The organism is Vibrio limimangrovi (assembly GCF_054064025.1).
This window is the reverse complement of sequence record NZ_JBSUGF010000008.1, coordinates 485,031-508,738: the sequence shown is the minus strand read 5'-3', so window position 1 is coordinate 508,738 and position 23,708 is coordinate 485,031. Positions and strand designations below refer to the sequence as shown.

General features: G+C 43.1%; 25 protein-coding genes. 13 read left to right on the top strand and 12 right to left on the bottom strand.

Annotated features, from left to right (window positions below; genetic code table 11):
- Positions 1 to 194: 194 nt before the first annotated feature.
- From ACWYU8_RS13085 to ACWYU8_RS13060, 6 genes are all read left to right on the top strand, one after another.
- Positions 195 to 1,013 carry a substrate-binding domain-containing protein gene (locus ACWYU8_RS13085; protein WP_457520066.1) on the top strand — a complete coding sequence of 273 codons (819 nt, stop codon included), beginning with the start codon at positions 195 to 197 and terminating at the stop codon, positions 1,011 to 1,013.
- A 6-nt stretch (positions 1,014 to 1,019) separates the two neighbouring features.
- Entirely contained in the window at positions 1,020 to 1,718 is a 699-nt protein-coding gene (locus tag ACWYU8_RS13080) for an ABC transporter permease (RefSeq protein ID WP_457520064.1), read from the top strand.
- A gap of 43 nt (positions 1,719 to 1,761) precedes the next feature.
- A complete protein-coding gene (locus tag ACWYU8_RS13075; protein ID WP_457520062.1) occupies positions 1,762 to 2,481 on the top strand; it encodes an energy-coupling factor ABC transporter ATP-binding protein in 720 nt (239 codons plus the stop codon).
- Entirely contained in the window at positions 2,459 to 3,046 is a 588-nt protein-coding gene (gene mobA / locus ACWYU8_RS13070; protein ID WP_457520060.1) for a molybdenum cofactor guanylyltransferase MobA, read from the top strand. Before ACWYU8_RS13075 ends, mobA begins: the two co-directional genes overlap by 23 nt.
- Positions 3,043 to 4,821, top strand: coding sequence for a bifunctional molybdopterin-guanine dinucleotide biosynthesis adaptor protein MobB/molybdopterin molybdotransferase MoeA (locus ACWYU8_RS13065; RefSeq protein ID WP_457520058.1), 1,779 nt, complete (start codon positions 3,043 to 3,045; stop codon positions 4,819 to 4,821). The genes mobA and ACWYU8_RS13065 overlap by 4 nt, the downstream gene beginning before the upstream one ends.
- A 168-nt stretch (positions 4,822 to 4,989) precedes the next feature.
- The gene (locus tag ACWYU8_RS13060) at positions 4,990 to 5,256 is read left to right on the top strand and encodes a DUF2960 domain-containing protein (RefSeq protein ID WP_457520056.1); all 267 of its coding nucleotides are present in this window, start codon (positions 4,990 to 4,992) and stop codon (positions 5,254 to 5,256) included.
- Between the two features lie 86 nt (positions 5,257 to 5,342).
- Here ACWYU8_RS13060 and ACWYU8_RS13055 read toward each other — a convergent pair whose 3' ends face one another.
- The 3 genes from ACWYU8_RS13055 to ACWYU8_RS13045 form a co-directional block, all read right to left on the bottom strand.
- Positions 5,343 to 5,831: a DUF6515 family protein gene (locus tag ACWYU8_RS13055; RefSeq protein ID WP_457520054.1), complete on the bottom strand. Its 489-nt coding sequence runs from the start codon at positions 5,829 to 5,831 to the stop codon at positions 5,343 to 5,345.
- A gap of 181 nt (positions 5,832 to 6,012) precedes the next feature.
- Positions 6,013 to 6,921, bottom strand: a complete 909-nt coding sequence (gene nagK / locus ACWYU8_RS13050) for an N-acetylglucosamine kinase (protein WP_457520052.1) — start codon at positions 6,919 to 6,921, stop codon at positions 6,013 to 6,015.
- 175 nt (positions 6,922 to 7,096) lie between these two features.
- The gene (locus tag ACWYU8_RS13045) at positions 7,097 to 7,846 is read right to left on the bottom strand and encodes a tRNA-uridine aminocarboxypropyltransferase (RefSeq protein ID WP_457520050.1); all 750 of its coding nucleotides are present in this window, start codon (positions 7,844 to 7,846) and stop codon (positions 7,097 to 7,099) included.
- Positions 7,847 to 7,993: 147 nt separating this feature from the next.
- On the opposite strand from ACWYU8_RS13045, the gene ACWYU8_RS13040 reads away from it, so the two are divergent.
- On the top strand, positions 7,994 to 8,821 hold the full coding sequence (locus tag ACWYU8_RS13040; protein ID WP_457520048.1) for a sterol desaturase family protein: 828 nt from the start codon (positions 7,994 to 7,996) through the stop codon (positions 8,819 to 8,821).
- A gap of 110 nt (positions 8,822 to 8,931) precedes the next feature.
- Here the strand turns inward: ACWYU8_RS13040 and ACWYU8_RS13035 are convergent, their stop codons facing one another.
- Complete coding sequence (locus tag ACWYU8_RS13035; RefSeq protein ID WP_457520046.1) at positions 8,932 to 9,312, bottom strand: hypothetical protein; 381 nt, start codon at positions 9,310 to 9,312, stop codon at positions 8,932 to 8,934.
- 258 nt (positions 9,313 to 9,570) lie between these two features.
- Positions 9,571 to 11,580 carry a methyl-accepting chemotaxis protein gene (locus ACWYU8_RS13030; RefSeq protein ID WP_457520044.1) on the bottom strand — a complete coding sequence of 670 codons (2,010 nt, stop codon included), beginning with the start codon at positions 11,578 to 11,580 and terminating at the stop codon, positions 9,571 to 9,573.
- Between the two features lie 141 nt (positions 11,581 to 11,721).
- On the opposite strand from ACWYU8_RS13030, the gene ACWYU8_RS13025 reads away from it, so the two are divergent.
- Positions 11,722 to 12,216 carry an NlpC/P60 family protein gene (locus ACWYU8_RS13025; RefSeq protein ID WP_457520042.1) on the top strand — a complete coding sequence of 165 codons (495 nt, stop codon included), beginning with the start codon at positions 11,722 to 11,724 and terminating at the stop codon, positions 12,214 to 12,216.
- Between the two features lie 88 nt (positions 12,217 to 12,304).
- Here ACWYU8_RS13025 and ACWYU8_RS13020 read toward each other — a convergent pair whose 3' ends face one another.
- The 3 genes from ACWYU8_RS13020 to ACWYU8_RS13010 form a co-directional block, all read right to left on the bottom strand.
- A complete protein-coding gene (locus ACWYU8_RS13020) occupies positions 12,305 to 12,649 on the bottom strand; it encodes a DUF3802 family protein (protein ID WP_457520040.1) in 345 nt (114 codons plus the stop codon).
- 131 nt (positions 12,650 to 12,780) lie between these two features.
- On the bottom strand, positions 12,781 to 13,770 hold the full coding sequence (locus tag ACWYU8_RS13015) for a diguanylate cyclase (protein WP_457520038.1): 990 nt from the start codon (positions 13,768 to 13,770) through the stop codon (positions 12,781 to 12,783).
- Positions 13,770 to 14,744: a response regulator gene (locus ACWYU8_RS13010; RefSeq protein WP_457520036.1), complete on the bottom strand. Its 975-nt coding sequence runs from the start codon at positions 14,742 to 14,744 to the stop codon at positions 13,770 to 13,772. The genes ACWYU8_RS13015 and ACWYU8_RS13010 overlap by 1 nt, the downstream gene beginning before the upstream one ends.
- A gap of 225 nt (positions 14,745 to 14,969) precedes the next feature.
- On the opposite strand from ACWYU8_RS13010, the gene ACWYU8_RS13005 reads away from it, so the two are divergent.
- Together ACWYU8_RS13005 and ACWYU8_RS13000 are read left to right on the top strand one after the other, a co-directional pair.
- A complete protein-coding gene (locus ACWYU8_RS13005; RefSeq protein WP_457520035.1) occupies positions 14,970 to 15,836 on the top strand; it encodes a fructosamine kinase family protein in 867 nt (288 codons plus the stop codon).
- A gap of 240 nt (positions 15,837 to 16,076) precedes the next feature.
- Complete coding sequence (locus ACWYU8_RS13000; protein WP_457520033.1) at positions 16,077 to 16,271, top strand: CPXCG motif-containing cysteine-rich protein; 195 nt, start codon at positions 16,077 to 16,079, stop codon at positions 16,269 to 16,271.
- Positions 16,272 to 16,359: 88 nt separating this feature from the next.
- Here ACWYU8_RS13000 and ACWYU8_RS12995 read toward each other — a convergent pair whose 3' ends face one another.
- The gene (locus tag ACWYU8_RS12995) at positions 16,360 to 16,971 is read right to left on the bottom strand and encodes a riboflavin synthase subunit alpha (protein ID WP_457520031.1); all 612 of its coding nucleotides are present in this window, start codon (positions 16,969 to 16,971) and stop codon (positions 16,360 to 16,362) included.
- 248 nt (positions 16,972 to 17,219) lie between these two features.
- Here ACWYU8_RS12995 and ACWYU8_RS12990 point away from each other — a divergent pair, with 248 nt between their 5' ends.
- Positions 17,220 to 18,590 carry an MATE family efflux transporter gene (locus ACWYU8_RS12990; protein ID WP_457520029.1) on the top strand — a complete coding sequence of 457 codons (1,371 nt, stop codon included), beginning with the start codon at positions 17,220 to 17,222 and terminating at the stop codon, positions 18,588 to 18,590.
- Between the two features lie 122 nt (positions 18,591 to 18,712).
- A complete protein-coding gene (locus tag ACWYU8_RS12985; protein WP_457520027.1) occupies positions 18,713 to 19,726 on the top strand; it encodes a DUF3080 domain-containing protein in 1,014 nt (337 codons plus the stop codon).
- A 76-nt stretch (positions 19,727 to 19,802) separates the two neighbouring features.
- On the opposite strand, the gene ACWYU8_RS12980 is transcribed toward ACWYU8_RS12985, so the two are convergent.
- Positions 19,803 to 20,645 carry a DNA ligase gene (locus tag ACWYU8_RS12980; protein ID WP_457520025.1) on the bottom strand — a complete coding sequence of 281 codons (843 nt, stop codon included), beginning with the start codon at positions 20,643 to 20,645 and terminating at the stop codon, positions 19,803 to 19,805.
- A 271-nt stretch (positions 20,646 to 20,916) separates the two neighbouring features.
- Between ACWYU8_RS12980 and thpR the strand changes: the two genes are divergently transcribed.
- Complete coding sequence (gene thpR / locus ACWYU8_RS12975) at positions 20,917 to 21,438, top strand: RNA 2',3'-cyclic phosphodiesterase (protein WP_457520024.1); 522 nt, start codon at positions 20,917 to 20,919, stop codon at positions 21,436 to 21,438.
- Between the two features lie 72 nt (positions 21,439 to 21,510).
- Here thpR and ACWYU8_RS12970 read toward each other — a convergent pair whose 3' ends face one another.
- Entirely contained in the window at positions 21,511 to 21,900 is a 390-nt protein-coding gene (locus ACWYU8_RS12970) for an ATP-binding protein (RefSeq protein WP_457520022.1), read from the bottom strand.
- Positions 21,901 to 22,021: 121 nt separating this feature from the next.
- Positions 22,022 to 23,605 (bottom strand): BCCT family transporter, encoded by a 1,584-nt coding sequence (locus ACWYU8_RS12965; protein ID WP_457520020.1) that lies wholly within the window; start codon positions 23,603 to 23,605, stop codon positions 22,022 to 22,024.
- Positions 23,606 to 23,708: the final 103 nt, after the last annotated feature.

Genomic DNA, 23,708 nt, shown 5'->3' with positions numbered 1-23,708 from the left:
ACAATTTTAACTTGTAAATTATTGGCATCTTGTTTGCTATAAAGGGTGTCCAGATTATCTGATATGTTGGACTCGTTTTGTCCTTCTGCTTTGGGTAATTGCGGATTTGAGCAATCAAGATCGTCCAGGAAACTTCTCATGCTTTTAAAAGCACAAAAGAAGCAGAATCATCATTGGAAAGGAAACAAATAAAAATGAAAAAAATTGCGTTAACTTTGGCAGCAACGTCAATCACACTAGTAAGCTACTCCGCTTTTTCTGCTCAAGAGGCTGAACATATTCGCTTGGCTACCACTACCAGTACTTATCACTCTGGCTTACTGGATTACCTACTTCCTCAGTTTGAAAAAGACACTGGATACAAAGTCGATATTCTTGCTGCAGGAACAGGTAAAGCGCTGAAAATGGGCGAAAACGGTGACGTGGATTTGGTGATGACGCATGCACCAAAGGCGGAAAGCGATTTTGTTGAGAAAGGTTACGGTGTTATGCCGCGCAAACTGATGTACAACGATTTTGTGATTGTCGGCCCTAAGTCCGATCCTGCAGAAATCAAAGACGACAAAAACGTCCTTGATGTGTTTAAAGAAATCGCAAGCAAAGACGCGACCTTCATTTCTCGTGGTGATGATTCAGGCACACACAAGAAAGAGATGGGCTTCTGGGCGCAAACTAAAATTGAACCGAACTTCGGTGGTTACCGCAGCGTTGGCCAAGGCATGGGCCCTACTCTGAACATGGCCTCTGAGATGCAAGGCTACACTATGACCGACCGCGGTACCTGGTTGGCATATCAAAACAAACTGGAACTGGAAATCCTGTTCCAAGGTGACGAAATGCTGTTTAACCCATATCAGGTTATCTTAGTGAACCCAGAGCGTTACCCAACTATTAATCACAAAGGTGCGAAAGCATTCAGTGATTGGCTTGTGGATGCACACGGTCAGGAACTGATAAACAGTTTCCGTCTAAACGGTGAACAGTTGTTCGTTGGTAATGCAGAAACTAAATAACGCTATATGAATCTTGCTGAAACAACACTGGAAGCGCTTAAGCTACTGGTGAATTTTGATGCAGAGCTATGGGAGATCGTCGCGGTCTCCTTTAGCGTTTCTATCACGGCAGTATCTTTAGTGGTATTGCCGGCGATATTAATGTCCTTTGTGCTGGCTTACACCAATTTTCGTGGCAAGTGGTTTCTGCTGTCTATCGTGAATACACTTCAGGCCGTGCCCACCGTTGTCATTGGACTTTTGCTGTACATGCTTCTCTCGAGAGCGGGACCTTGGGGCGGCTGGCAAATGCTGTTTACCCAAAAAGCGATGATATTTGGTCAGATGCTTATCTGCTTTCCTGTTTTAGTATCAATGATGCACGGCGCCCTCCAGTCGAGCGATCGTCGAATGATTGAAACGTCGATTACTTTGGGCGTGTCACTCCCTCGGGTTGCCTCTACGATGATCTGGGAAACGCGCTTCCCATTGCTTGCAGCGATCATCGCGGGATTCTCGCGGATTGTCACCGAAGTTGGCTGTTCGATGATGGTGGGCGGCAACATTATGGGCGTTACTCGCAATATTCCTACTGCTATCGCGATGGAAAGCAGTAAAGGCGCTTTTGCTCAAGGTGTTGCACTAGGAATTGTATTATTATCCTTAGCGTTAGCACTAAACTTCTTCTTATCGAGTATGAGAGGCAAAGGCTATCTCAGAACATGAAGCAAACCATCGAATTGTCATCAACTCAATATAAAGGCGTATTATGACTATAAAAATTACCGCCGAACAATTGTCTATGCGTTTTAAAGAACGCGTGCTTTTTCATATTCCGGAGCTGACAATTGGCCCAAACGATGCGATTTATCTCAAAGGTGATAATGGTGTCGGCAAAACGACCTTACTTAAAATTCTCGCAGGCCTGTTAAAACCGTCGACAGGTGAGATCATTGCGCCTAAAGATTCCTGGCTAAAGAAATGGACACGACGTAATGGCCGAGTCGACGTCATTTATCTTCATCAGTCCCCTTACCTCTTTGATGGCTCCGTGTATGAAAATGTCGTGTACGGCATGAAATATCAGCACGACACAGCAAAAGATAAGCGAGCTCAAGTTATTAACGCTTTACGCATGGTAGGTTTAGAAACATTGGCTGACGAACACATCTCTGTGTTGTCAGGCGGAGAAAAACAGCGCGTAGCCATGGCGCGAGCCTGGATATTAAAACCGTCCATTTTATTGATGGATGAGCCAAGCGCATCATTAGACATAGAGTCTATCGAGCGATTAGTGGTAATGGCAAAAGATCTGCTGGATCGTGGCTCTAGCATTGTCGTCACAAGTCATCAAACTAACGCGTTAACCGATTTATGTAAAAAACAGTGGTGGATTAAAGACAAGACTTTAATAGAGTCGCCGTTGTTGTATGTCATATCAAAAGAAACATCCCAAGAGAACGAATATGCTTCAACCAACACAAACTAGTTGGGTCATCTTAGCTGGTGGCCAGGCCAGTCGCATGGGTGGAAAAGATAAGGGTTTGATAGAGCTTAATCACAAGCCACTCATTGCTCACGTTATCGAACGTTTATCACCGCAAACACCAAGCATTTTAATCAATGCGAATCGAAACCAAGACGCGTACCGTCAGTTTGGTTTCGTCTTCAGCGATCAGTTTAAGAATTACCCGGGACCGATGGGCGGAATTCATGCCGGTTTGGTACACGCGCAAACCGATTGGGTCGGATTTGTACCTTGTGACAGTCCGCAAATTAACACCGATTTAGTAGAACGATTTTGCCAAGCGGTTGAAGCAAATACGGATATTTTGGTCGCTCATGACGGTGATCACCAGCAACCTGTCTTTACGATGTACCATAAACGAGTTTTACCTAAATTGACGGCGTTTTTAGAGCGTGGAGATCGAAAGATCATTCTACTCTATCAAGAGTGTAACACCCGTTACGTGGATTTTAGTGACTCACCAAACTGTTTCGTCAACTTAAACACTCCGGAAGAACTGGCTCAATTTGGACAATTAGAATCATGAAACACACGCTAAATATCCCTATTCTTGGTTTTGCAGCCTATTCAGGTACCGGTAAAACCACGCTTCTTGAAGCTTTATTGCCGAAACTGACCGAAGCGGGTTTACGTATTGGTATGTTAAAACACGCACACCACAACTTTGACGTCGATAAACCGGGTAAAGACAGTTACCGATTACGTAAAGCTGGTGCTTCTCAGATGTTGATCGCGTCTCGAAACCGTTTTGCGTTGATGACGGAGACTCCTCAAGCAGAAGCTGAGTTCGAATACTTACTCACTCGTTTTGATGAAAGCGAGTTAGATGTTGTGCTGGTCGAAGGCTGTAAAAATATCGCTTTCCCAAAAATCGAACTTCACCGTGAAGAAGTCGGCAAACCGTGGCTTTATCCCTTTGATGAAAACATCATTGCGATTGCTTCAGACAGTGGTGATCTTGACTCTGATTTACCAAAAATGAATATCAACGATCTGGATGCTATCGCTAAGTTTGTTCTTCAGTACGTCGAAGACAAACAACAACCGAAACAGAAAGAGAAGGAAATCGCTTGCTGTGACACGCTATCTCCTGCGTACCTTTCTGTTGTTCAGGGGCAAGACAAAATAATCTCTTTAGTTAACCCTGTTGCTGAAGTCGAAGAATGCAGATTAGAAGAAAGTTACGGCCGGGTATTGGCTGAAAACATCGTTTCTCCTGTTAATGTTCCCCAATATACAAACTCCGCGATGGACGGTTATGCTGTTCGTAGCGACGATCTGGATCGAGATTCCTATCAAGTGATGGCGGAAGTACTTGCTGGCCATGCGTATGAAAAGCCGCTAGAACTTGGTCAAGCCGTTAAAATTATGACGGGTGCTCCTACTCCGGTTAATGGTGGAACCGTAGTGATGCGCGAACAGACCATTCAAAGTGGTGACAAGGTAACGTTCAATGCTTCAAACATAAAAGCTGGTCAGAACGTACGTCAAGCTGGTGAAGATTTAAAAGTAGGCAGTGATGTATTCACAAAGGGTACTCGCCTTGCCTCGCCAGAAATGGGCATGATCGCCTCACTTGGTTTCGGTGACGCTAAGGTCTTTCGTAAATTGAAAGTGGCTATTTTCTCTACTGGTGACGAAGTGCAGGCTCCGGGAACTGAGCAGAGAGCGAATTCTATCTACGACTCAAACCGCTACACCATTATGGGAATGCTTGAACAACTCGGTTGTGAGATTCTGGACTTTGGCATTCTGCAAGACGATGAACAACTGATGATTGAAGCGTTGGAAAAAGCTTCCCTGCAAGCGGATATGGTGATGACGTCTGGCGGCGTGTCGGTTGGTGATGCCGACTACATTAAGTTAGCGTTGGATAAGCTTGGCCAAATCGATTTTTGGCGTATCAACATGCGCCCTGGTCGCCCTCTCGCCTTTGGTCAAATCAACAACAAACCGTTTTTTGGTTTGCCGGGTAACCCGGTTGCGGTTATGGTTTCATTCATCAACTTTGTTGAGCCTGCAATCCGTAAAATGCAGGGTGAACAAGGCTGGAAGCCATTGAAAGTCAATGCAATTGCAAAGGAAGACTTACGTTCTCGCCAAGGTCGTACGGAATTCAGTCGTGGCATCTATGAGCTAGACGAAACCGGGCGTCTCACCGTACATACGACAGGCAAGCAAGGTTCCGGTATTTTACGTTCGATGAGCGAAGCCAATTGTCTTATCGAGATATCTCCTGCTATTGATACGGTTAAAGTGGGAGAAAACGTGACAATCATCCCACTTCAAGGCAGAATCTAACCCTAGCTCTACATAGCAACGATTCCATAGAGGTCAGCAGAGCTGACCTTTCGTTTTTAGCAACAGATTGCAGCAGACTTTGAGAGTAGATCTTAATCTTGCTCATCCGGCCGCGAGGAATTCACACGGTTTAGCTAAAGACACTAACAAAACATTCGAGAGATAATTATGGCTCGCACCATTTTGTACACTTACAAAGACGAAGACAAGGAACTAACGTTCTCTTACCAGCAACACCACAACATTCATGAAGCGGTTGCTGAAGCCGAAGGTATCGACATTTCTGAATACCTTAAAATGGAACAGCAGCTCGAAGCAATTTCTGATACTAAAGCCGTTCGAAACTACCGTGATAACCACTTTAGAAAACTCGGTTTCACAAAAATCACTCTGGCTCAGAAAGAAAATTTGGGCGTCGGGAAAAAGAATAAATAGATTTTATAATCAGCAAAAAGCTCGCGTTACTTACTACGATTAGTATCAAATAACGCGAGCTTTTTTATTGATAATGCAAGCTCCCTTTATAACTGAGGAGCAACAACGACAAACTTATTGGTGCCTGCAATCGGTGCATACCAGTCATTGCCTCGCACATAATACGTTGCGCCATCTACTTTTACGTTAACCACACCACTTGGCAAAACGTTTACTACTTGTCCTGATAAACTGCTGCTGGCTTGCTGTGAGGCAGATACTGGTGGTTGTTCAACATAAATATATTGATCCCCACTTTGCTTGTAATAAGCGTTATCGATAATTGCATACGTAATGCCTGCAATTGCCAAAAATGCCGCTGTAGCAGGTAATCCGCTATGGTGGTAAGACCTATGTGACGGCGCCTTGTGGCTTGGCCGATAATTCGGTTGCACCACAACCACTTTTTTTGGTTTCTGTGGCTTATGCTCTTGGTCGTGCCACTGTCCCGGAGCCTGCTTAGCCATGGATGGAGCCACCATGCTTACCAGTACAATCGCGAGTGCACCGTTACGAAAAGTTGAAAGTTTAAACATAGCCATTCCCGTTAATTTAATCTTTAAGTCTTAAGGGAAAGCATATCAGAGCTTGTTTCAAGCGACGTAAATGAAGTGTAAAGCTGGGTAAAGGTGGTTTCTTGACGAAATGTACGCAAAAAAGCCCTGCTACTCAATGAACAGGGCTCTGTTAAGTTACTTAGCTTAGTAAGCGAACGATTTATTTGATGTTTAGGAACGCAGCTCCACGAACACCACCTGAATCACCGTGCTTCGCTTTGATGATCTTTGGACATTTCGCGACAGACAGCAGGTATTTCGGAATGCGCTTTGGCATCTCTTCGTAAATAACATCGAAGTTAGACAAACCACCACCTAGAACGACAACATGCGGATCGGTTGCCGTAAAGATGTTCGCAAAACAGATTGCAAGGAGTTCCATAAAGCGCTCAACGTGCTCAACGGCTGTTGCTTCGCCCTCTCGATAGGCTTCAATGATGTCTATCGCTTTTTTCTTCTCACCGTAGTAATGCGCGTAAATTAACTCGAAACCACGACCAGATAGGTAACTGTCTAAACAACCTTTTTTGTCACAACCACAACCCAGTAGAGGCGCATTGTCACCAAGGTGGAACCATGCATCAAGCGGAAGGCGCATATGACCAACCTCTCCCGCGACGTGGTTACGACCTGAGAAAACTTTACCATCGAAAATGAAACCACCACCAAAGCCTGTACCCAGAATCAAACCTATTACAGATGGTTCACCTTGTAGCTCTTCGTCCCACGCTTCTGAAAGTGCGAAACAGTTGGCATCGTTTTCGATCTTCACTGTGCGGCCGATTTTCGCCTCTAGATCTGCACGTAGTGGTTTGCCTTTTGCTGCCGGAACGTTCACAGTAAGAACTGTCGCATCCTCCGCATCTTCCATACCAGGAAGACCGAGACCAATTGAACCTTCGCAGCCAAATTCATTGTCGTACTTACTGATAAGGCCAGCAATAGTGTCAACCAACAATTCATAGTTATCGGTTGGTGTTGATACACGCTCTGTTGCTACACGCTCAAGCTTTTCGTTAAATGCACCAAATTCAATTTTAGTACCACCGACATCAAAGCCATAATACATGTATTTCTCTCCTAAAAAGTGTAAATCGACTCCCAAAAAGTTTACTGGAGTCAAAAAGATAAACTTTTGGCATTATCCATATCTGTACGCCTACAAACCGTGACCAAATCCAGATTTATCCCCTCGTCCAAGCCAGCTGAACAACAAGCGATCAACAAAAACTTATTCTTTGGAGTCAGCTCTCGGTTTTTGACCACTCAATATAACGTTTCAGGTGTGGTCGGTTTGGATCCGTTTTGATACGAGTTTTCGTTAACATATACGTTTCTCTAAAAGCTTCGAACCACAGTTGAAGACACTCGGAAGCATGGTGCTCACCTGTTTGCTTAAACACCAGCGTGGCGACTTCTGCTGTAGAGAGATGTTGCTCATTATCGGAACGTCGCATTATATATTCGGACAGCGACTCTGGTTTTATCGACAATACCGGCAATGACTGTAAATAGTCTGAGCGGCGAAATATCTTCCTCGCTTCACGCCAGCTACCATCAATGAAGATCAGTAACCATTTCTTGTTGTTGCCCTGAGATTTTACTAATCGTTCTGGGTTGAGGCGTGCCAGTAATCGTTGAGGTTCATCCACATAATCTGCCGGGAATACGATGACCGGTTGATAGTCTTCACTTTTCAATAGCGCGAGCATCTCGTCCGAGGGTTCGGTTCGGTTCCATTGGTAAACGTAAGTTTCCTGAATCGTGTCAGCGATCAATCGGCCAGTGTTACTTGGCTTAAACACTTCGTTTTCCGAAACAATGAGCATACAGGCGAGGTTCGACTTTATGTTTGGCTGCATTTCACACAGGCAATACTGCTGTGAAACCTGACAATACGGGCAACGGATGACTTTACAGCCGCGTGCATTAAAAGGTTTTGTCGAGAGCGATTGACGGTGGTTGTATAGACGGTGGAAAGCGTGAATTCTCATGAATGAAGATGCCAAATAAAAACGAGAGCGCGATTCTACTGGCATAAGCGTCAGGCCTCAAGGTAAGGTATGGAAAATGGTACACCGAAATTATTTCCCGTTGAATTAGGCCTATACAGGTAGAGCAGATACAGAGAGGTAACATCTGTGACAGAAACAGCATTTAATGATCCATCCTTGATAAGGCTCAGTTGCTTTATCGGTGTGCTCTTACTCTGTACCTTATGGGAAAACAAGTTACCACGTAAAACACTGACGGTTTCGCGCGCATTTCGCTGGGTAAACAATCTCTCACTGGTTGCTTTAAATAGCGTGATCGTCGCCTTAGTTATGCCCATTGCGGCATTTCAGGTCGCCGTAATTGCGAGTGAAAACCAGTGGGGTTTACTGCACTGGGTATCCGTTCCTATTTGGCTCAATGTGTTGATTTCTGTTGTTTTGCTCGACTTCGTTATCTATACGCAACACATTGTCTTTCATCGCATCCCTTTACTTTGGAGGCTTCACCGAATGCATCATGCCGATCTGGATATTGATGTGACGACCGGAGCACGCTTCCACCCCATTGAAATTCTGATTTCCATGGTGATTAAAATCGGAGCTGTGTTTGTTCTTGGTGTGTCTCCTCATGCGATCGTCATTTTCGAAATCATTCTGAATGCCAGTGCTATGTTTAATCACAGTAATGCAAGGCTCGCTCTGTCAGTCGATGCCTGGTTAAGGAAAGCAATTGTAACGCCGGACATGCATCGTGTTCATCATTCGGTCATTCCGAGAGAAACGCATTCTAATTTTGGTTTCTTCTTGTCTGTTTGGGATCAATTATTTGGTACCTACCGTGCGCAGCCAGAACTTGGTCATGACCACGTAGTGATAGGTCTGCCCGATATTAAAGATGAACAGGAGCAAAGGCTCGATAAGCTGATAACACAACCATTTCGTTATCATGTTAAAGGTAATACATCGAGTGATTAGCCAGCGTGGTCTGCTAGTGGTTAAAGTGAATTATGCTCAAGGTATACTTTTCACCACTAGCCCATTTTTGTTTTCAATGATAGATACGTTTTATCCGTGCAACCTCGGTTCTAACGAAATATCTGGCGTGATTGTCGATTCTGCCGAGCGTTCCATAGCCAGATTGATACACCAATAGAAAATCCCAAAAACAAGGTCTTCAGCTGTAACGCAGTCCGATTATCTAAAACTTCTAGCGTGTAGATAGCATGGGTATTAAAGACCACATTGGTTACCAAGATAGTCAACATCAATACAATACCAACACGGCGGTATCGAATCAGCAGGTAGGCGGCGAACAAATCTAAAATGCCCAGTAAACTCCAATAGATATTTAACCAACGTGGGGCAAAATCATAAGGCAACAAACCATCAACAATATTGTCATAGATATGGACAATACCGCCAACGGTTAAAAAAAGGCATAAGAGAAACACTACGAATTTGTCCATCATCGTTTCCTTATTTTTTGTTAATGGCGAAAAGCATATAGATCAAATCGAACAATTTATAATTTTGTGGTGATTTTTGAGACCGATCATGCCTTTAGACATGACCAAATCCGCGGAAAAGTATTCGGTTATGAACTTGCTGCTACTGCAAGGATAGCTACTGGTTTAGAACTTCGCACTGTTGCAAACGTTTGAATATGTAAAAATGCCAAGGCGGAATGGAAGCTCGCATTGGCTTTGCGCTGATTTGTTTAAAACTCAAAGTTGATACTTGTGAAGCATATCTTGTTGTTGTCCTGCGATATCAGCGACTTGCTCGGAACTCTCTACCATAGCCTCAAGCTGTTGCTTTGTTTGCTCACCCTGTTCTGAAATCTGCGTAATTGAGCGTGAAACGTCTGCGGTGGCTCGTTCTTGCTCTTCCGTGGCGACAGATATTTGCTCAACGCGTTCTTGAATGTGTTTCATCGCATCGTTGATCTCTATAAACGTCGATTTTACGTAATGACTCGACTTTAATGCATGGGCCATTTCTTCCCTTGAATCGTGTACTGCCCGACGAGAATGCTCGGAAGCGATAATGAGTTCGTTCATCATGTCACGGATGTTTGCCGTTTGCTGCGAAGTATCACTCGCCAACTTACGCACTTCATCAGCCACAACGGCAAATCCACGCCCTTGCTCACCCGCTCGCGCAGCTTCAATCGCGGCGTTCAGCGCTAATAGATTAGTGTTTTCAGCGATATCCTTGATTATGTCTACCATTTCACGGATCTGTTTGACTCGTTGATCCAGATCTAACATGGATTGTTCGCTCATGTTTAAAGCGTTCTCCAATGACTCGAGGTGTAAGCGATTTTGTTCAATGACCTGAACCCCTTTCTCGGTCTGCTGAGTAGCAAGCAGCGCATCTACGGATGACGTATTCGTCACCATAGCAATTTCCCGGATGGACGCTTCTAGCTGGCTAATTGTCGTTACGATATTTGCCAAGGCTTCGTTCTGCATGCTCAAACCTTCGTTCGTCCCCTCTGTCACTGTATGGCTAATTTCTGCAGTTTGATAAAGTGTTTCACAGTTACGAGTAACCGTCTCAATTGACTCATGTGTTGAATCAATCACCTGATTTAATTTCCTCGCTACTTCTTTTAATTCTGTTGGGCCAATTTCTTCAGCCTTGCCTCGAAAATCATGTTCAGTGAGCGCAGATAAGCGGTCAAGTACGTTATCTAAACCACGGTTGGTCCATGTTTTTAAACCGAACCACGTCAATAAAATAGTCATAGAGATAACACCTGCTGCGATGAGTACCATCAAACTGACATTCTCTATTGTGTGGTTTACCACCACTTTTCTCTCGTCAAGTAAATCGGATGACGAAAGAGAAATCTGATCGAGCAACAACATCGTCTCATTTGCAATCTGAGATGCACGTAGAAACTCGCTTCGTTGTTGCTCGCTTTGCTCAAGCCTAGACATAATTAAATGCAAAATCCCCTTTTCTCCAAACCCAGATTTAACCATTTCATACGGTGCTGTCAGGCTTGAAAACTCGGTCACCTCGGGCTGTAGCGCTTTAAAATCTGAGTACGCGAGGTTAATGCCTGCGATTCGATTGCGCATCTCACGATATTCTTTTTCCGCTTTCGCCAAATCGGTATGCGTCAGCATCGCCAAAAAGGTACTTTCCATTGAACTGGCAGAAGCGATAAATCGGTTTGCCGCATCACTTGATTCCGGACTATCGGCACTTAGGAAAGAGCTGATTCTGTTCATTTCCGGACCAATAGAACTCAGACCGTAACGAAAGCCACCAGAGGCGGAATCAACATCAGCTTGTATTTGAATAACAATAGATTGTTTTAAAAGAATAGAACGGGTGATTTGATGCAAGTTTTCCACATTGCGTTTCATTTTATTTTCAAGCGGCTCTGTTGTTACGCCAGACGTTTGCTTTGCAAGCTCCGCTGTCTGTTTCGCTAACTGTTCTATTTCCTCTTCAACAAGAGGAAGTTCTTTGGCCTCAGTCACTTGCATCCCATAATTGAGTAATTTGACAATCTCAAGAACATTCCTGGTTAACCTGGCGTTGGCCAATGCCATTGGTAACTCTTTTTGAGACAGTTCATCAAATTGCTCTTTAATCTGACCCATTCCTTTGAAACTTGCCGCAGAAAGAGCTATAACAAGGGCTATGATAGTTAAAAATGTTGCACTGATGGTCTGAATCAGTGAGAGAGAAAAGCGTAATCGATTGCGCGCTGTCATGATCAATTTTTATTCTTTATTGGGTTTAAGACGGTTTAATTGTGCATCTGTCACACAATCTAAATAAAGCCGTGATTCTGGCCCCATACTATGAATTGGTTATGACATTTACGTTTCAGTTGTAAGTCACGGAGATGACAGGTGGATGATTTGCGTCGAATTTATATTACTTTAATAATCAGTGGGCTAGTTACCGCTTGCTCTTCGACACCAGAACCAGAAGAGATTGAACAAGCTGAAGTGGTAGCATTTCAAGCACAGAACTTCTCCAACAAACCTGACTTGTTGGATTTTTATAATGAATGGCACGGCACGCCATATCGGCTTGGTGGTACAAAGAAGTCTGGTATTGATTGCTCGGCATTTGTGCAAAAGGCTTTTGTAGAAGCTTATCAACTTGCTCTACCACGTACGACACAACAACAATCAAAGCAAGGCGTTAAATTGAGCTGGAGAGAAGCTCAGCAAGGGGATTTAGTCTTTTTTAAGACCAGACGAACGACGTACCATGTCGGAATCTACTTGGGCGATAAACAATTTATGCACGCTTCGACGTCAAAAGGTGTGATTATTTCCAGGATGGATAACCCCTATTGGGCATCAAAGTTTTGGCAGATCAGAAGAGTGACATTGTAACTCAATACCAAAACGAATCGGTACGAGTTAAGCCTTAGGACATTGTTCTGCCTGCCAAGGCTCTTCTCGTACATTCGTGAAAAATATTTTAGTCGTAGGTAGCGATTGCGGTATCAAACAAGTTTTTCACTAAGGCTACATATTCATCAAGAAAAGTAATTTGCTCATTGGTTGCTTTTTTGTTCCAGACTCCGGCAAGAACTTCTCCTAGATCTTCTACTACAGCATCGGCTTCTTTTAGCAATTTAAAGCGAACGCTTGAGTGAAGTTCTGGGTTTTGCTCGAATATCGCCATGATGTTTGAAGCAACCATATCGGTTACTACATCCTCAATGCTTTCAAAACCCGAGTCGCCATTTTCAGTTGTAAAAATATCCAAGTTAAACGACAAGTGTTCGATAAGAGCGAGATATCCATCGGTTTCTACAACCACTGCTTTTCTCCATTTAATAGAAGGCTTCTAAGCTGAAAGTAAAACTGTTTCAATAGTAAGACATGGCGAGAAAAATTCACTAACTTAATTCATATTAATGTGAGTTTATTAATTAGCTGGATGGTTTTTAATCAAATAGATGATTCTCGTACGCAATCCAATAGGTTTTCGTAAACACAAGTTTTATTTCTGCCTTTTTCTTTGGCGCAATATAACGCCGCATCAGCGCTTTTTAACCATTGTGTATGGCTGTTTAAAGTAGGTTTATATTCGCAGACACCAATACTGATGGTGTAATTAATTAAGAAATCTTCAACTTTAACAATTTCTTGCTCTATCCGTTTGCGCAAACGCTCTGCAAAATAACTCGCTTGCTCCTGAGTCGTATTCGGAAGCAATACGGTAAACTCTTCGCCTCCAAAACGACCGCAAATGTCACTACTTCTCGCTGTTTTTCGAAGCAAACTCGATGTTCGACGAATCACTTCATCCCCCACAGGATGACCATAGGTGTCATTGACGTGTTTGAAGTGGTCGATATCGAAAATAACCAGTGAACTTGGCCCGTCGAATAATTTTAAATGGGCAAACTCGTCTTTAAGTGATTGTTCCCAATAGGCACGATTAAACAAGCCTGTTAGCCCATCTTTACGGCTGATTTCCGAAAGATGTTGATTAGTCTCTTTTAGATGAATCCGATTTCGTGCCGTTTCAGATACATCATTTATTTGGATCGCGATATGACCGACTTCTCCGGATAAAGAACGTAGTGGCGTGATAACAATATCCTGATACATGAAATCGCTGCTGTTGGATACAGGGGAAAAATTATTAAATTTGAAAAGAAATGGGCGGTTTTCCCAGCTAGAAAAAGAACGCGTTTCCAAATCGGCTGATGTTTTTAACTTCGTCTCAAGCCAGGCTCGAGGCAGGTCTTCAAAGTGGTCGAATAAGTACTCACCTAGAATATCTTGGGAAAGTATGCCGCTGTACGACTGCATAAAGCTGTTCCATACACAGACTTTATACTGATCGTCGAGCACAATGAGGCCTGAATCCATTGTATCTAGTATCTGAGTGACCCAATGAAAGTCAGCCATATCCAGTGTAATTTCGGGCATCAGATTAACTCCATGATTTCATATATGATTTCTACTGATGGCTTGTCCACCAAAAATAGCACTTCGCATTCGAAGTCGAGTTCTTCCGCTATATAGGTATATTCAATGGTAAAAAGCTCCCCTTTTTTCCCTTGGTCATCATTATAAACTGGCAGTGTATCAATGATACCCGGTTGGCGAAGAGAGAACTGCTTATCAAGTTGACTACCAAGAGATGTTAAGAAAGAAGAAACCAATAAGTTGGAGACGTTTAGAATCACTTCGTTATGTGCCGTGAACTCTAAATGGTAGCCTAACCTTTCCCCAATCTGATTGATGTCTTTTCCTCTAAGACAAACTAACGCTTCTCCGTGAATACCTCCCCCAACAAATCGTTGCGCGACTGCGACTGAACCGTCTCGTCCAATCACATCAACTAGCGTCATATGAAGCTCTCCATATGACAAGGGGCCAACGTGAGGAACTGGCAATTGTATGAACTCGCGCAAATGATCTGCCATAATGGCCGCTCCCTTCCCTAACGCCACGTTCGCCACTTCGCGAAATTTTGCTAGTGAAGAGAGCTCATCTATAAATTGTTGTTCTGGGCTCAAGTCTACGACTGGTTTAAAGGCATATTGAAGCCCTAACTGTTTATACAGTGGTACAACTTGATCTTCAGATAACGGTTTCGCAATAAAAGCCAGGGCACCCAGTTCAATGCAACGCTGTTTCGCTTCTTGTTGAACGTCACCTGAGATGATAACAATTTGAGTTGGATAGCTACTAACGGGTAAAGACTTAAGAACCTCGAAACCATCCAGAATTGGCATCGTCAAATCGAGAAACAAAATGTCAATATTCTGTTCCTCAAGAATTCTTAGCGCTTCATACCCATCTTGGGCTTCAATAAGCTGCAATGATGTACTCTGTACGATGGTTCGTATTATCAGTTTTCTCGCAATTGCCGAGTCATCACAAATCAGTATTTTCATGCCGTCAATGGAACTAAAGTCTAAAAAAATAATAATACATGTTGTATGGTCACTTCTCCATATGCTAGGCATTAAAATCATAGACTTATAAGCGATTTGATTCACAGTTATGCAAATTTACTCTTAGTTAAAGTGGGTTTATTTGCGAAGTATGCTCTGGTCCGCGCCAATTTTTCGTCGTTTATCCTAAACTATTGGTGGTAAAACAGTTTAGCGAGGTTTTGTATGTGGCAAGCAATATCGCAACAGCTTTCTGATACTTTGTTATTTGAATATCAAATCATCGAGAAAGTTAGACTTTCCGGTGGAGATATCAGTGAAAGCTATATGATTAACGATGGTGAACAACGTTATTTCGTAAAGACTAACGATCGTGAATTTTTGTCTAAGTTTGAAGTTGAAGCAGAAAGTCTGCATTTGTTACGCGAAACTTCCACTATTTTTGTACCCGAAGTCGTTCTGGTTGGTACAACCAAAAATACCTCTTTTCTTATTCTGAATTTCCTACCGACGAAACAATTAGAAGACGCCCAAAATAGTTTCTTGTTTGGTCAACAACTGGCTCAATTACACCTGTGGGGTGAGCAGAAAGAGTATGGGTTTGATACTGACAATTACTTAGGTTCTACACTACAACCTAATCAATGGCATAAAAAATGGTGCATGTTCTTTGCCGAACAGCGTATTGGATGGCAATTGCAATTACTTAAAGAAAAAGGCGTTACTTTGGTCGATATCGAGGACTTTGTTAACGTCGTGAAACAGCTTTTGTCTAATCACACACCGAAACCTTCGTTATTACATGGTGATTTATGGAACGGTAATGTCGCATTAACTCCTGTTGGGCCAATATGCTTTGACCCAGCTTGCTACTGGGGAGACAGAGAATGCGACATCGCAATGACGGAGCTTTTCGGTGGGTTCAAGCCGGAGTTTTACCAAGGATATGAATCAGTTATGCCACTTTTACCTGGCTATCAAGAGCGTAAGGAAATTTACAATCTTTATCACATCCTTAACCACTGTAATCTGTTCGGTGGCCATTATTTGGAGCAAGCACAACTAACTATAAACCAGATCATTTCGGTCTGATTTAGAACTGTTAAATCATTACATTCTGTAAATGTTCGAGCCATATCACTCTCATTGTTGACCCCAGATTCAAGGTTGAGTTTGGGGTCAAGTTTTGTACTTATTTCGACTCAATTAGCAACAAGTCCACTTAATATTTACTTAGATTCTGTCTCACTTCCATTGAGACCATTTAAGTGTTGGGGCTGTGCTTCTTCAATTATAATATTTAAAAAGCCCTGCAATTCTAGGAGTTGTTGTATGAAAAACTATACTGAAAGACATGTTAAGTGTCCGCATTGTGGGCACTCAATCGGAATTACTTTAGATGCAAGTAATGGCGATCAAGAGTTTTATGATGATTGCCCTGCATGTTGTCACGCTATTCACCTCAATATGTATGTTGATGAACTCAATGACAAGGTGGAGCTTTACATTGACGACAATTACGAATAATAAGTTATCTAAAGTGTAAAAAGGAAAAGGAGCTAAAATGCTCCTTTTTACTAGCGATGCCCCGTCCTGAATCAGGCTGACATTTTTATTAGATTTTCTTCGCTGCCAACACACGTTCTACTGTATCGACAATGGCTTGTGTCTGTGGATCGAATTCGATATTGACGCGATCTCCCTTAGTTCTTTCACCAAACAGCGTTCTTTGTAGGGTCTCAGGGATGAGATGTACTGAAAAACGGCTCTCTTGTACTTCACCAATGGTAAGTGAACAACCATCAATACCTATATACCCTTTAGCCAATACATATTTCATCGACTCTTTCGGCAGCTCAAACCAAATTGTACGGTTGTTAGGTGTATCTATGACATCAGCGATTGTCGCCATTAAACTAATATGACCAGACATACTATGTCCGCCAATTTCATCACCAAATTTAGCGGCACGTTCAATGTTTACGCTATCCCCTTCGGTTAACGAACCCAAATTGGTTAGTGCTAATGTTGCTTGCATTAAATCGAAGCTAATGTGACTCCCTTCGATTTTCGTCACAGTCAAGCAACAACCATTGTGCGCAACCGAAGCGCCGATCTCTAGTCCGTTAAGAAGCTCCCCAGGTAACTCGATTACATGGGTCTGAAAACGTTCTTTCTTCTCAATCTTCACGACCTTTGCCGTGCCCTGTACTATTCCAGTAAACATACTTTATACCTACTCGTTTGAACTCTACTAAACACCATTAGAGAGAGGTTGGGTTATGCCGCTTGCGAGATTTTAGCTAGTTATAGGTATGGCATATGGCCATACAATTGTTTATCATTTGCGCGGAGATTCTCTGAGACATTTTTTCACCTTATCGTGGGTAAAATCAACCACTAGGTCACCCCGCCACATCTTTTGTTCTCGAGCTCTCCAAATCTTTCAATTTCCTTTCCGCCGTGGAGTTTTTCGTGCAGCACTATAAAGAAGAAGCATCGAGTCTTATTAAATTGGCAACCCCTGTATTAATCGCTTCTGTTGCTCAAACAGGTATGGGGTTTGTTGATACTGTTATGGCAGGTGGTGTGAGTGCTACCGACATGGCAGCGGTCTCTGTCGCTTCGAGTATCTGGCTTCCATCAATCCTGTTTGGTATTGGGTTGTTAATGGCATTAGTACCAGTGGTTGCACAGCTTAATGGTTCTGGTCGCCGCGTTAAAATACCGTTTGAAATCCAGCAAGGCGTCGTTTTGGCTCTGCTGATCAGTATTCCAATTATCGCCGTGCTGTTGCAAACCCAATTTATTATTGGGCTAATGAACGTAGAAGATCTGATGGCTGAAAAAACCATTGGCTATATTCATGCGGTCATTCTAGCAGTGCCTGCTTTTCTTTTATTTCAGACGTTAAGAAGCTTTACCGATGGCATGTCTCTGACAAAGCCAGCAATGGTCATAGGTTTTATCGGTTTGGTGCTGAATATTCCGCTTAACTGGATTTTCGTTTACGGAAAGTTTGGAGCACCAGCATTAGGTGGCGTGGGTTGTGGCGTTGCGACGACTATCGTTTATTGGATCATGTTTGCACTGCTGCTGTTTTATGTCATGACCTCTCCTCGCTTGAAAAATATAAATATTTTCGGTGAGTTTCATCGTCCGCAACTGAAAGCGCAAATTCGTTTATTTAAGCTTGGTTTTCCTGTCGCTGCTGCACTATTTTTCGAAGTCACGCTATTCGCTGTCGTTGCGTTAATGGTGTCTCCACTAGGCCCACTAATCGTTGCGGCACACCAAGTTGCGATCAATTTCTCAAGTATGGTGTTTATGTTACCAATGAGCATTGGCGCTGCAGTAAGTATTCGAGTGGGTCACATGCTTGGTGAGCAAAGTGTTGAAGGTGCCCGTGTAGCATCGCGTGTAGGCATCATGGTAGGAACGGCTTTGACCGTTATAACCGCTGTTTTTACGGTTGTGTTTCGAGAGTCAATTGCAGAGTTGTATACCAGCAACGCGGAAGTTATCACTCTCGCAATGCAACTACTTATACTAGCCGCCATTTATCAGTTTACTGATGCCATTCAGGTTATCGCCGCAGGTGCTTTGCGCGGCTATAAAGATATGCGTGCTATTTTTAACCGGACATTCATCGCTTACTGGATTTTGGGGTTGCCAATGGGCTTCGTACTTGGGCGCACAGACTGGATCGTAGAACCAATGGGGGCGCAGGGCTTCTGGATTGGATTCATCATCGGCTTATCCTCTGCGGCTCTATTATTGGGGGTCAGATTGCGCTGGATGCACCACCAGAAGCCGGAAGTTCAATTAAACTTTTCCATCCAGTAATCAATCATTCTCAAGGCCAGCAAGTCGCTGGCTTTTTTGATCGAACTAATCTCAGGTCAGGTATACTTTTATACACTATTGCATACAGTCTCGGGATTCACATTAAACGCAAAGGAACGGCTGTGAGACTCACATTTTTGTTCTCAATATTGTTGCTCTCAGGTTGTAGTGAGTACTGCAATCCTGAGCAAGCCCTACTGGATAAATATCATCAACGTTTAGCAAATGTACTGGATGTTTCGACCTTAGAAATAGCCCCTCAGCCAGCTATCTCAATACCTTCCCGAAGAGATTTATTTCAGCCCCTGCCAAGGTTGTCGCTTGGGCTTCTTGAAAGCTATCAACTTCGTCAGTGTGGCTTATTTAACCTATTAGCAGAGAAAAACTCGCAACTTGGGAAAGTTCAGGACGCCTTCCATGATCTTGATTATCAAACATCGTTACTCAGGACATTAAACGCCTGCCTGACCGAATTTCCGCTTAGCGGGGACGAACGAGCAACACTAGAATCGTTATACCTACAAAAATGGAGTCACCTTCATGCTCATCTTGATAACTTGCTATTGACAAGTGATGCGATGCAAAAACAACTGACCGCTTCTGACTGGTTATCCGTAGACAACCAAAGCCAAATCTCTCGAGTGAGTGACGCTTTCAATATTCTGAGTGAAATTTATGACGCTCCTCACCAAGCAATCTCTCGCCTACCCGCCGCTCGTTTGGTGTCGTACCAAGAGGTGATCGAAAAGTCTCGCTTAATGGGAAGGCTTTACTATTCCCTTACCAATACAACACTATGGTTAAATGAAACGACTCGTTTGCTTGAATCGAATCAAAGTAAAGTACTATGTGGCAAGAATCGGGATACCACGCAGTTTCGTTACTTGAACAATGTGTTTCAATCCATCTATGTAGAAGAAGTACAGCCCTATTTGGCGTATTTAGACAGCACTTTTCAACGCTTAAATAGTGGCATTGAACTTGTTGAAAAAAGAATGGATCTTCATGGCAAAGTCTACGGACTTTCTAAAGCACACACAGCGTTCAGACAAGAAACCCTTGAGCATGTGAAGTTCTGGCAGGGTCTTTTTAAACGTTGCGGTGTAGCGGTAGGTAATACCAATTACAGTAAGTAAGTGAAAAATCCAACTCAGTTATCAAGCTTCCTAACGAAGCCAGAATGACCAATTAATTTCTAAGATTGGTATCTCACTACTCCTTGATACGCTCGCGTAAGAATCGGGCGAATTTAGGTATCCCGGTGTGGGTGTATCCGTTATATCTAAACGTGATAGTCGAGCCGAGCTTTGGTGGAGTACGGCGTACCTCGTCCGTAAATCCGCTGCCAATGTAGAACTCTGTACCATCAGGCATGCGTACTAATAATGCACCCATCATACCCAGCAACCGTCCAGTGCCAGGTTTATGACCAATCACTTGCGCTTCAGTATCTTCATAACGCTTCAGTTTGAGTAAATCACTACCACGACCCGCCTGATAACGGCTTGATACTTTTCTGAGCATCACACCTTCTCCATCAGAAAGTGAAATCTTGTCTAATTGTCTAAATAAGTGTGCCTCGTTTTGAATTGACTTGTGCTCGACATATTTGATGTGTTGCTTATCTATTTCGAACACCAAATTCTGGATATTATAATATCGTTTGCGATAGTCGCCCGCAGAATAAGGCATATCGAACAGCATAAAGTCTATTTTTTGCCACGCATTGTCTACTGGTGTGTTGTCCAAAACCGTTTGCTGTACCAGATGAAAATTACCGCGCCCGGCCCATAGCTCCCCATCTAAAGGGTAATCAGGAAGTGGAGCAGTAAACCAGTCCGGAGCGTAAATGCGGTTTCCGTTGCGGGTAACGAGGTGGGTCCCTGTCCAATATGCCCGAATACCATCCAGTTTTTCACTGTACCAGTATTCGGACACATCAATTCCGTCTTGATACGTGTCTGCCAGAGCGACCAATGGTGTTAAAGGTGTTTCCGCATAAGGCTGTGTAGAAGCCATAATGGCAAGAGCGAGCAATGTCATTTTTACGGGCATGGAAGTCATCCTTGTACAAAAAACATCTACATTGAAACTTAACTTTCTTCGATAACCTATTTGTCAGTAGTTATTCTTCGATCCACCACAATAATTGTGAGTAATGGATTGCAACCTTGATCCAGTGCTTGAACTGAGTTCGTTTTCCTCATCAAATGTCCATAAATAATGGTCTTACCGCTGAATAAAGTGTTTTCTTACTCAACGCTCATGATGAGTTAATACTAAAATATTTGATATGAGTGGATATTTTTTACTGCGAGGAGGTGTGATGAGGTTGTTTTTTGCACTGACATTTGATGATTCGACCAAAAACGAATTGGTGAGTTATCAGGATCTCGTTCGTACTCATGGTATGAAAGGACATAATACTCGCAAAGAAAACTTTCATCTCACGTTAGCTTTTATTGGCGAGTGCACAGAGCAAGAAAAGCTAACATTAGTAGATATCCTTCACCAACTGAAATCCAACTGTGACACCTTACGTATTGATCGCTTAGGTTCATTTCATCAAAAACGAAGCCATTTGCTTTGGATGGGGTTAGCCAATAATCGCCCATTGATGAGATTACAAACTGAACTTATTGACGCATTAACAACACAAAACTTCGTTACCGAATCACGGCGTTTCATTCCGCACATTACACTGTTTCGTTATGTCTCTGGTGGCGCTCCGTTGAAGAACATTCACATTACACCTCGAAACATTCATGTTTACTCAATAGCTTTGATGGAGAGTATGTACCGAGAGAATAAGTTGGTTTACAAGGTAGTAGACGAAGTCATTCAATAAACAACCATGTAGATGCAATACAATGTCGTGTTAATCGCAGTTTAGATTGTGCAGGCGTGTATGCGAAGATTATCAAGCCTGCCACTGACTACGCATCTTCTCGATCGTCTCTGGTGGCACACCGTGAATGCTCTGATATTCAGCGTCACATACTTTGATCTCAACCTCTATGCCCTTCTTTTTACAGAAATCCAGGTAACGTTTCATTTCCCAATGCCGAACAAAAGTATTACTGACAGTAACGGTTTTGCCTTTGTTTAACCATTTGCGAACTTGATGGAAACACCATTCATGCGCTTGAGGCAGTTGCTGCGGATTGAAATGGTATTCTCCCCCCTCAGTTTCAAAGTACATGTCTGCTTCAAAATGTTTTGCATTGAGTTCTTCTACCAACTGTTTAGCAAGCGTCGTTTTACCAGAGCCGGGAAGACCGCGAATAAGAATAAGTTTGCAGATAGACATGGTTTGAGTGTTTGTGGTTGGATACGAACAGACTTTAAAGGAAATTCCTAAAAAGGAAAGTAGAAATAAAAAATGCCGAGCGATTTGCCCGGCATTCAATATTAATGACTGTAGTCTATTGTTATCTGTAGGCGGGTAACTCTGTTCTGAGTCCTTTAACCAGACTCACACACATGACTAAAAGGACTAATGTGAACGGTAAACCCGTCGCCACTACACCCGACTGCAATGCTTGCAAAGCTTCTTTACCACCTATCCACAGCATAACGGCAGCAATCGCGCCCTCGATGCATGCCCAGAAAATTCGCTGTGGTACAGGCGCGTCGATCTTACCGCCGGCTGTAATACTGTCGATGACCAGAGAACCTGAATCCGACGACGTAACAAAGAATACAAGGATCAAGCCGATAGATAGAATCGAGATTACCGAGCTGTATGGCAGTTGGTCATAAACATGGAATAGTGTCAGGGAAATATCCGTAAGACCATTCGTACCAAGCTCACCTACTTTATTGACGACCTGATCAAGTGCGATACCACCAAAAATTGCCATCCAGATTAATGTCACAACGGTTGGAATGATAATCACCGCAAAGATGAACTCTCTTACTGTTCGGCCCTTAGATACACGCGCGATAAACATACCAACAAATGGTGACCAAGATACCCACCATGCCCAGTAGAATACTGTCCAGCCCTGCATCCAAGTTTCATCCTCACGCCCATGTGGATTACTTAAAGGAATGAGATACTCGATATACGATTTAGTCGTATCAACAATTGAGCTGAATGCAGTATCAAAGCTGATAAAAGTAATGAAGATCAGCAGCGCAAATGCCACCACCATGTTGACATTACTCAGTACCTTAACGCCACCATCGATGCCACGAATGACCGAAAGTACCGCAATGAAAGTCACAAAGGTGATAACAATCATTTGCGTACCAATACCACCATCGAAACCAAACACGTGGTTAATACCACTTGTTGCTTGCTGAGCTCCCAAACCTAAAGACGTAGCCAGACCAAACAACGTCGATAACACCGCAAGGATGTCGATGACATGACCTAACCAACCCCAAGCACGATCACCAAAAATAGGATAAAAAGCGGATCGCAGAGAAAGTGGTAGCCCTTTATTGAAAGTAAAGAAAGCAAGTGCTAGGGCCACAATCGCATAAATAGCCCAGCCATGAATACCCCAGTGGTACATGGTCGCCGCCATGGCTAGTGACTTCGCTTCTTCAGAGTATGGTTCTGCGTTCAGAGGCATTCCCCACCAATCGGTGAAGTACGCGGTTGGTTCTGCAACACTCCAGAAGAGAAGACCGATACCCATACCAGCAGCAAACAGCATGGATAACCAAGAAACATTTGAGTGATCGGGTGTTGCATCTTTACCACCCAGGCGTATTTTACCAAGAGGCGATAACAGTAAAACCACGGCAAATAATACGAAGAAGTTAGCAGACCACATAAAAAACGCGTCAAACTGTTCGATAATTCCGTTTTTAACACCGTTTAATACGTCACGAGCGGTATCTGGCTCTACTAAAAGTAGTGATACGAGACATAAAACAATAAGACCAGCACTTATGCCGAATACGGGGTTATGTACGTCAAATCCCCATTTCTGTACATTGTCCTGACCTACCTGATAATCAGTCGTCTCGATACTATATTTTTTAAATGAAACATTATCCATAAATACAAATTTAACGTAATTTGAAACGCTTCTCTGTTGAGAAGTACTCCAATCCCGCCCTCCATTAATTTGAACTCTAACTAATAAAATCAAAGCAAAGTCT

Excerpts from the sequence above, each read along its gene's own strand:
- ACWYU8_RS13085 (WP_457520066.1), top strand. The coding sequence starts at position 195 with ATGAAAAAAATTGCGTTAACTTTGGCAGCAACGTCAATCACACTAGTA.
- ACWYU8_RS13080 (WP_457520064.1), top strand. The coding sequence starts at position 1,020 with ATGAATCTTGCTGAAACAACACTGGAAGCGCTTAAGCTACTGGTGAAT.
- ACWYU8_RS13075 (WP_457520062.1), top strand. The coding sequence starts at position 1,762 with ATGACTATAAAAATTACCGCCGAACAATTGTCTATGCGTTTTAAAGAA.
- mobA (WP_457520060.1), top strand. The coding sequence starts at position 2,459 with ATGCTTCAACCAACACAAACTAGTTGGGTCATCTTAGCTGGTGGCCAG.
- ACWYU8_RS13065 (WP_457520058.1), top strand. The coding sequence starts at position 3,043 with ATGAAACACACGCTAAATATCCCTATTCTTGGTTTTGCAGCCTATTCA.
- ACWYU8_RS13060 (WP_457520056.1), top strand. The coding sequence starts at position 4,990 with ATGGCTCGCACCATTTTGTACACTTACAAAGACGAAGACAAGGAACTA.
- ACWYU8_RS13055 (WP_457520054.1), bottom strand. The coding sequence starts at position 5,831 with ATGTTTAAACTTTCAACTTTTCGTAACGGTGCACTCGCGATTGTACTG.
- nagK (WP_457520052.1), bottom strand. The coding sequence starts at position 6,921 with ATGTATTATGGCTTTGATGTCGGTGGTACTAAAATTGAATTTGGTGCA.
- ACWYU8_RS13045 (WP_457520050.1), bottom strand. The coding sequence starts at position 7,846 with ATGAGAATTCACGCTTTCCACCGTCTATACAACCACCGTCAATCGCTC.
- ACWYU8_RS13035 (WP_457520046.1), bottom strand. The coding sequence starts at position 9,312 with ATGGACAAATTCGTAGTGTTTCTCTTATGCCTTTTTTTAACCGTTGGC.
- ACWYU8_RS13030 (WP_457520044.1), bottom strand. The coding sequence starts at position 11,580 with ATGACAGCGCGCAATCGATTACGCTTTTCTCTCTCACTGATTCAGACC.
- ACWYU8_RS13015 (WP_457520038.1), bottom strand. The coding sequence starts at position 13,770 with ATGCCCGAAATTACACTGGATATGGCTGACTTTCATTGGGTCACTCAG.
- ACWYU8_RS13010 (WP_457520036.1), bottom strand. The coding sequence starts at position 14,744 with ATGAAAATACTGATTTGTGATGACTCGGCAATTGCGAGAAAACTGATA.
- ACWYU8_RS13005 (WP_457520035.1), top strand. The coding sequence starts at position 14,970 with ATGTGGCAAGCAATATCGCAACAGCTTTCTGATACTTTGTTATTTGAA.
- ACWYU8_RS13000 (WP_457520033.1), top strand. The coding sequence starts at position 16,077 with ATGAAAAACTATACTGAAAGACATGTTAAGTGTCCGCATTGTGGGCAC.
- ACWYU8_RS12995 (WP_457520031.1), bottom strand. The coding sequence starts at position 16,971 with ATGTTTACTGGAATAGTACAGGGCACGGCAAAGGTCGTGAAGATTGAG.
- ACWYU8_RS12980 (WP_457520025.1), bottom strand. The coding sequence starts at position 20,645 with ATGCCCGTAAAAATGACATTGCTCGCTCTTGCCATTATGGCTTCTACA.
- thpR (WP_457520024.1), top strand. The coding sequence starts at position 20,917 with ATGAGGTTGTTTTTTGCACTGACATTTGATGATTCGACCAAAAACGAA.
- ACWYU8_RS12970 (WP_457520022.1), bottom strand. The coding sequence starts at position 21,900 with ATGTCTATCTGCAAACTTATTCTTATTCGCGGTCTTCCCGGCTCTGGT.
- ACWYU8_RS12965 (WP_457520020.1), bottom strand. The coding sequence starts at position 23,605 with ATGGATAATGTTTCATTTAAAAAATATAGTATCGAGACGACTGATTAT.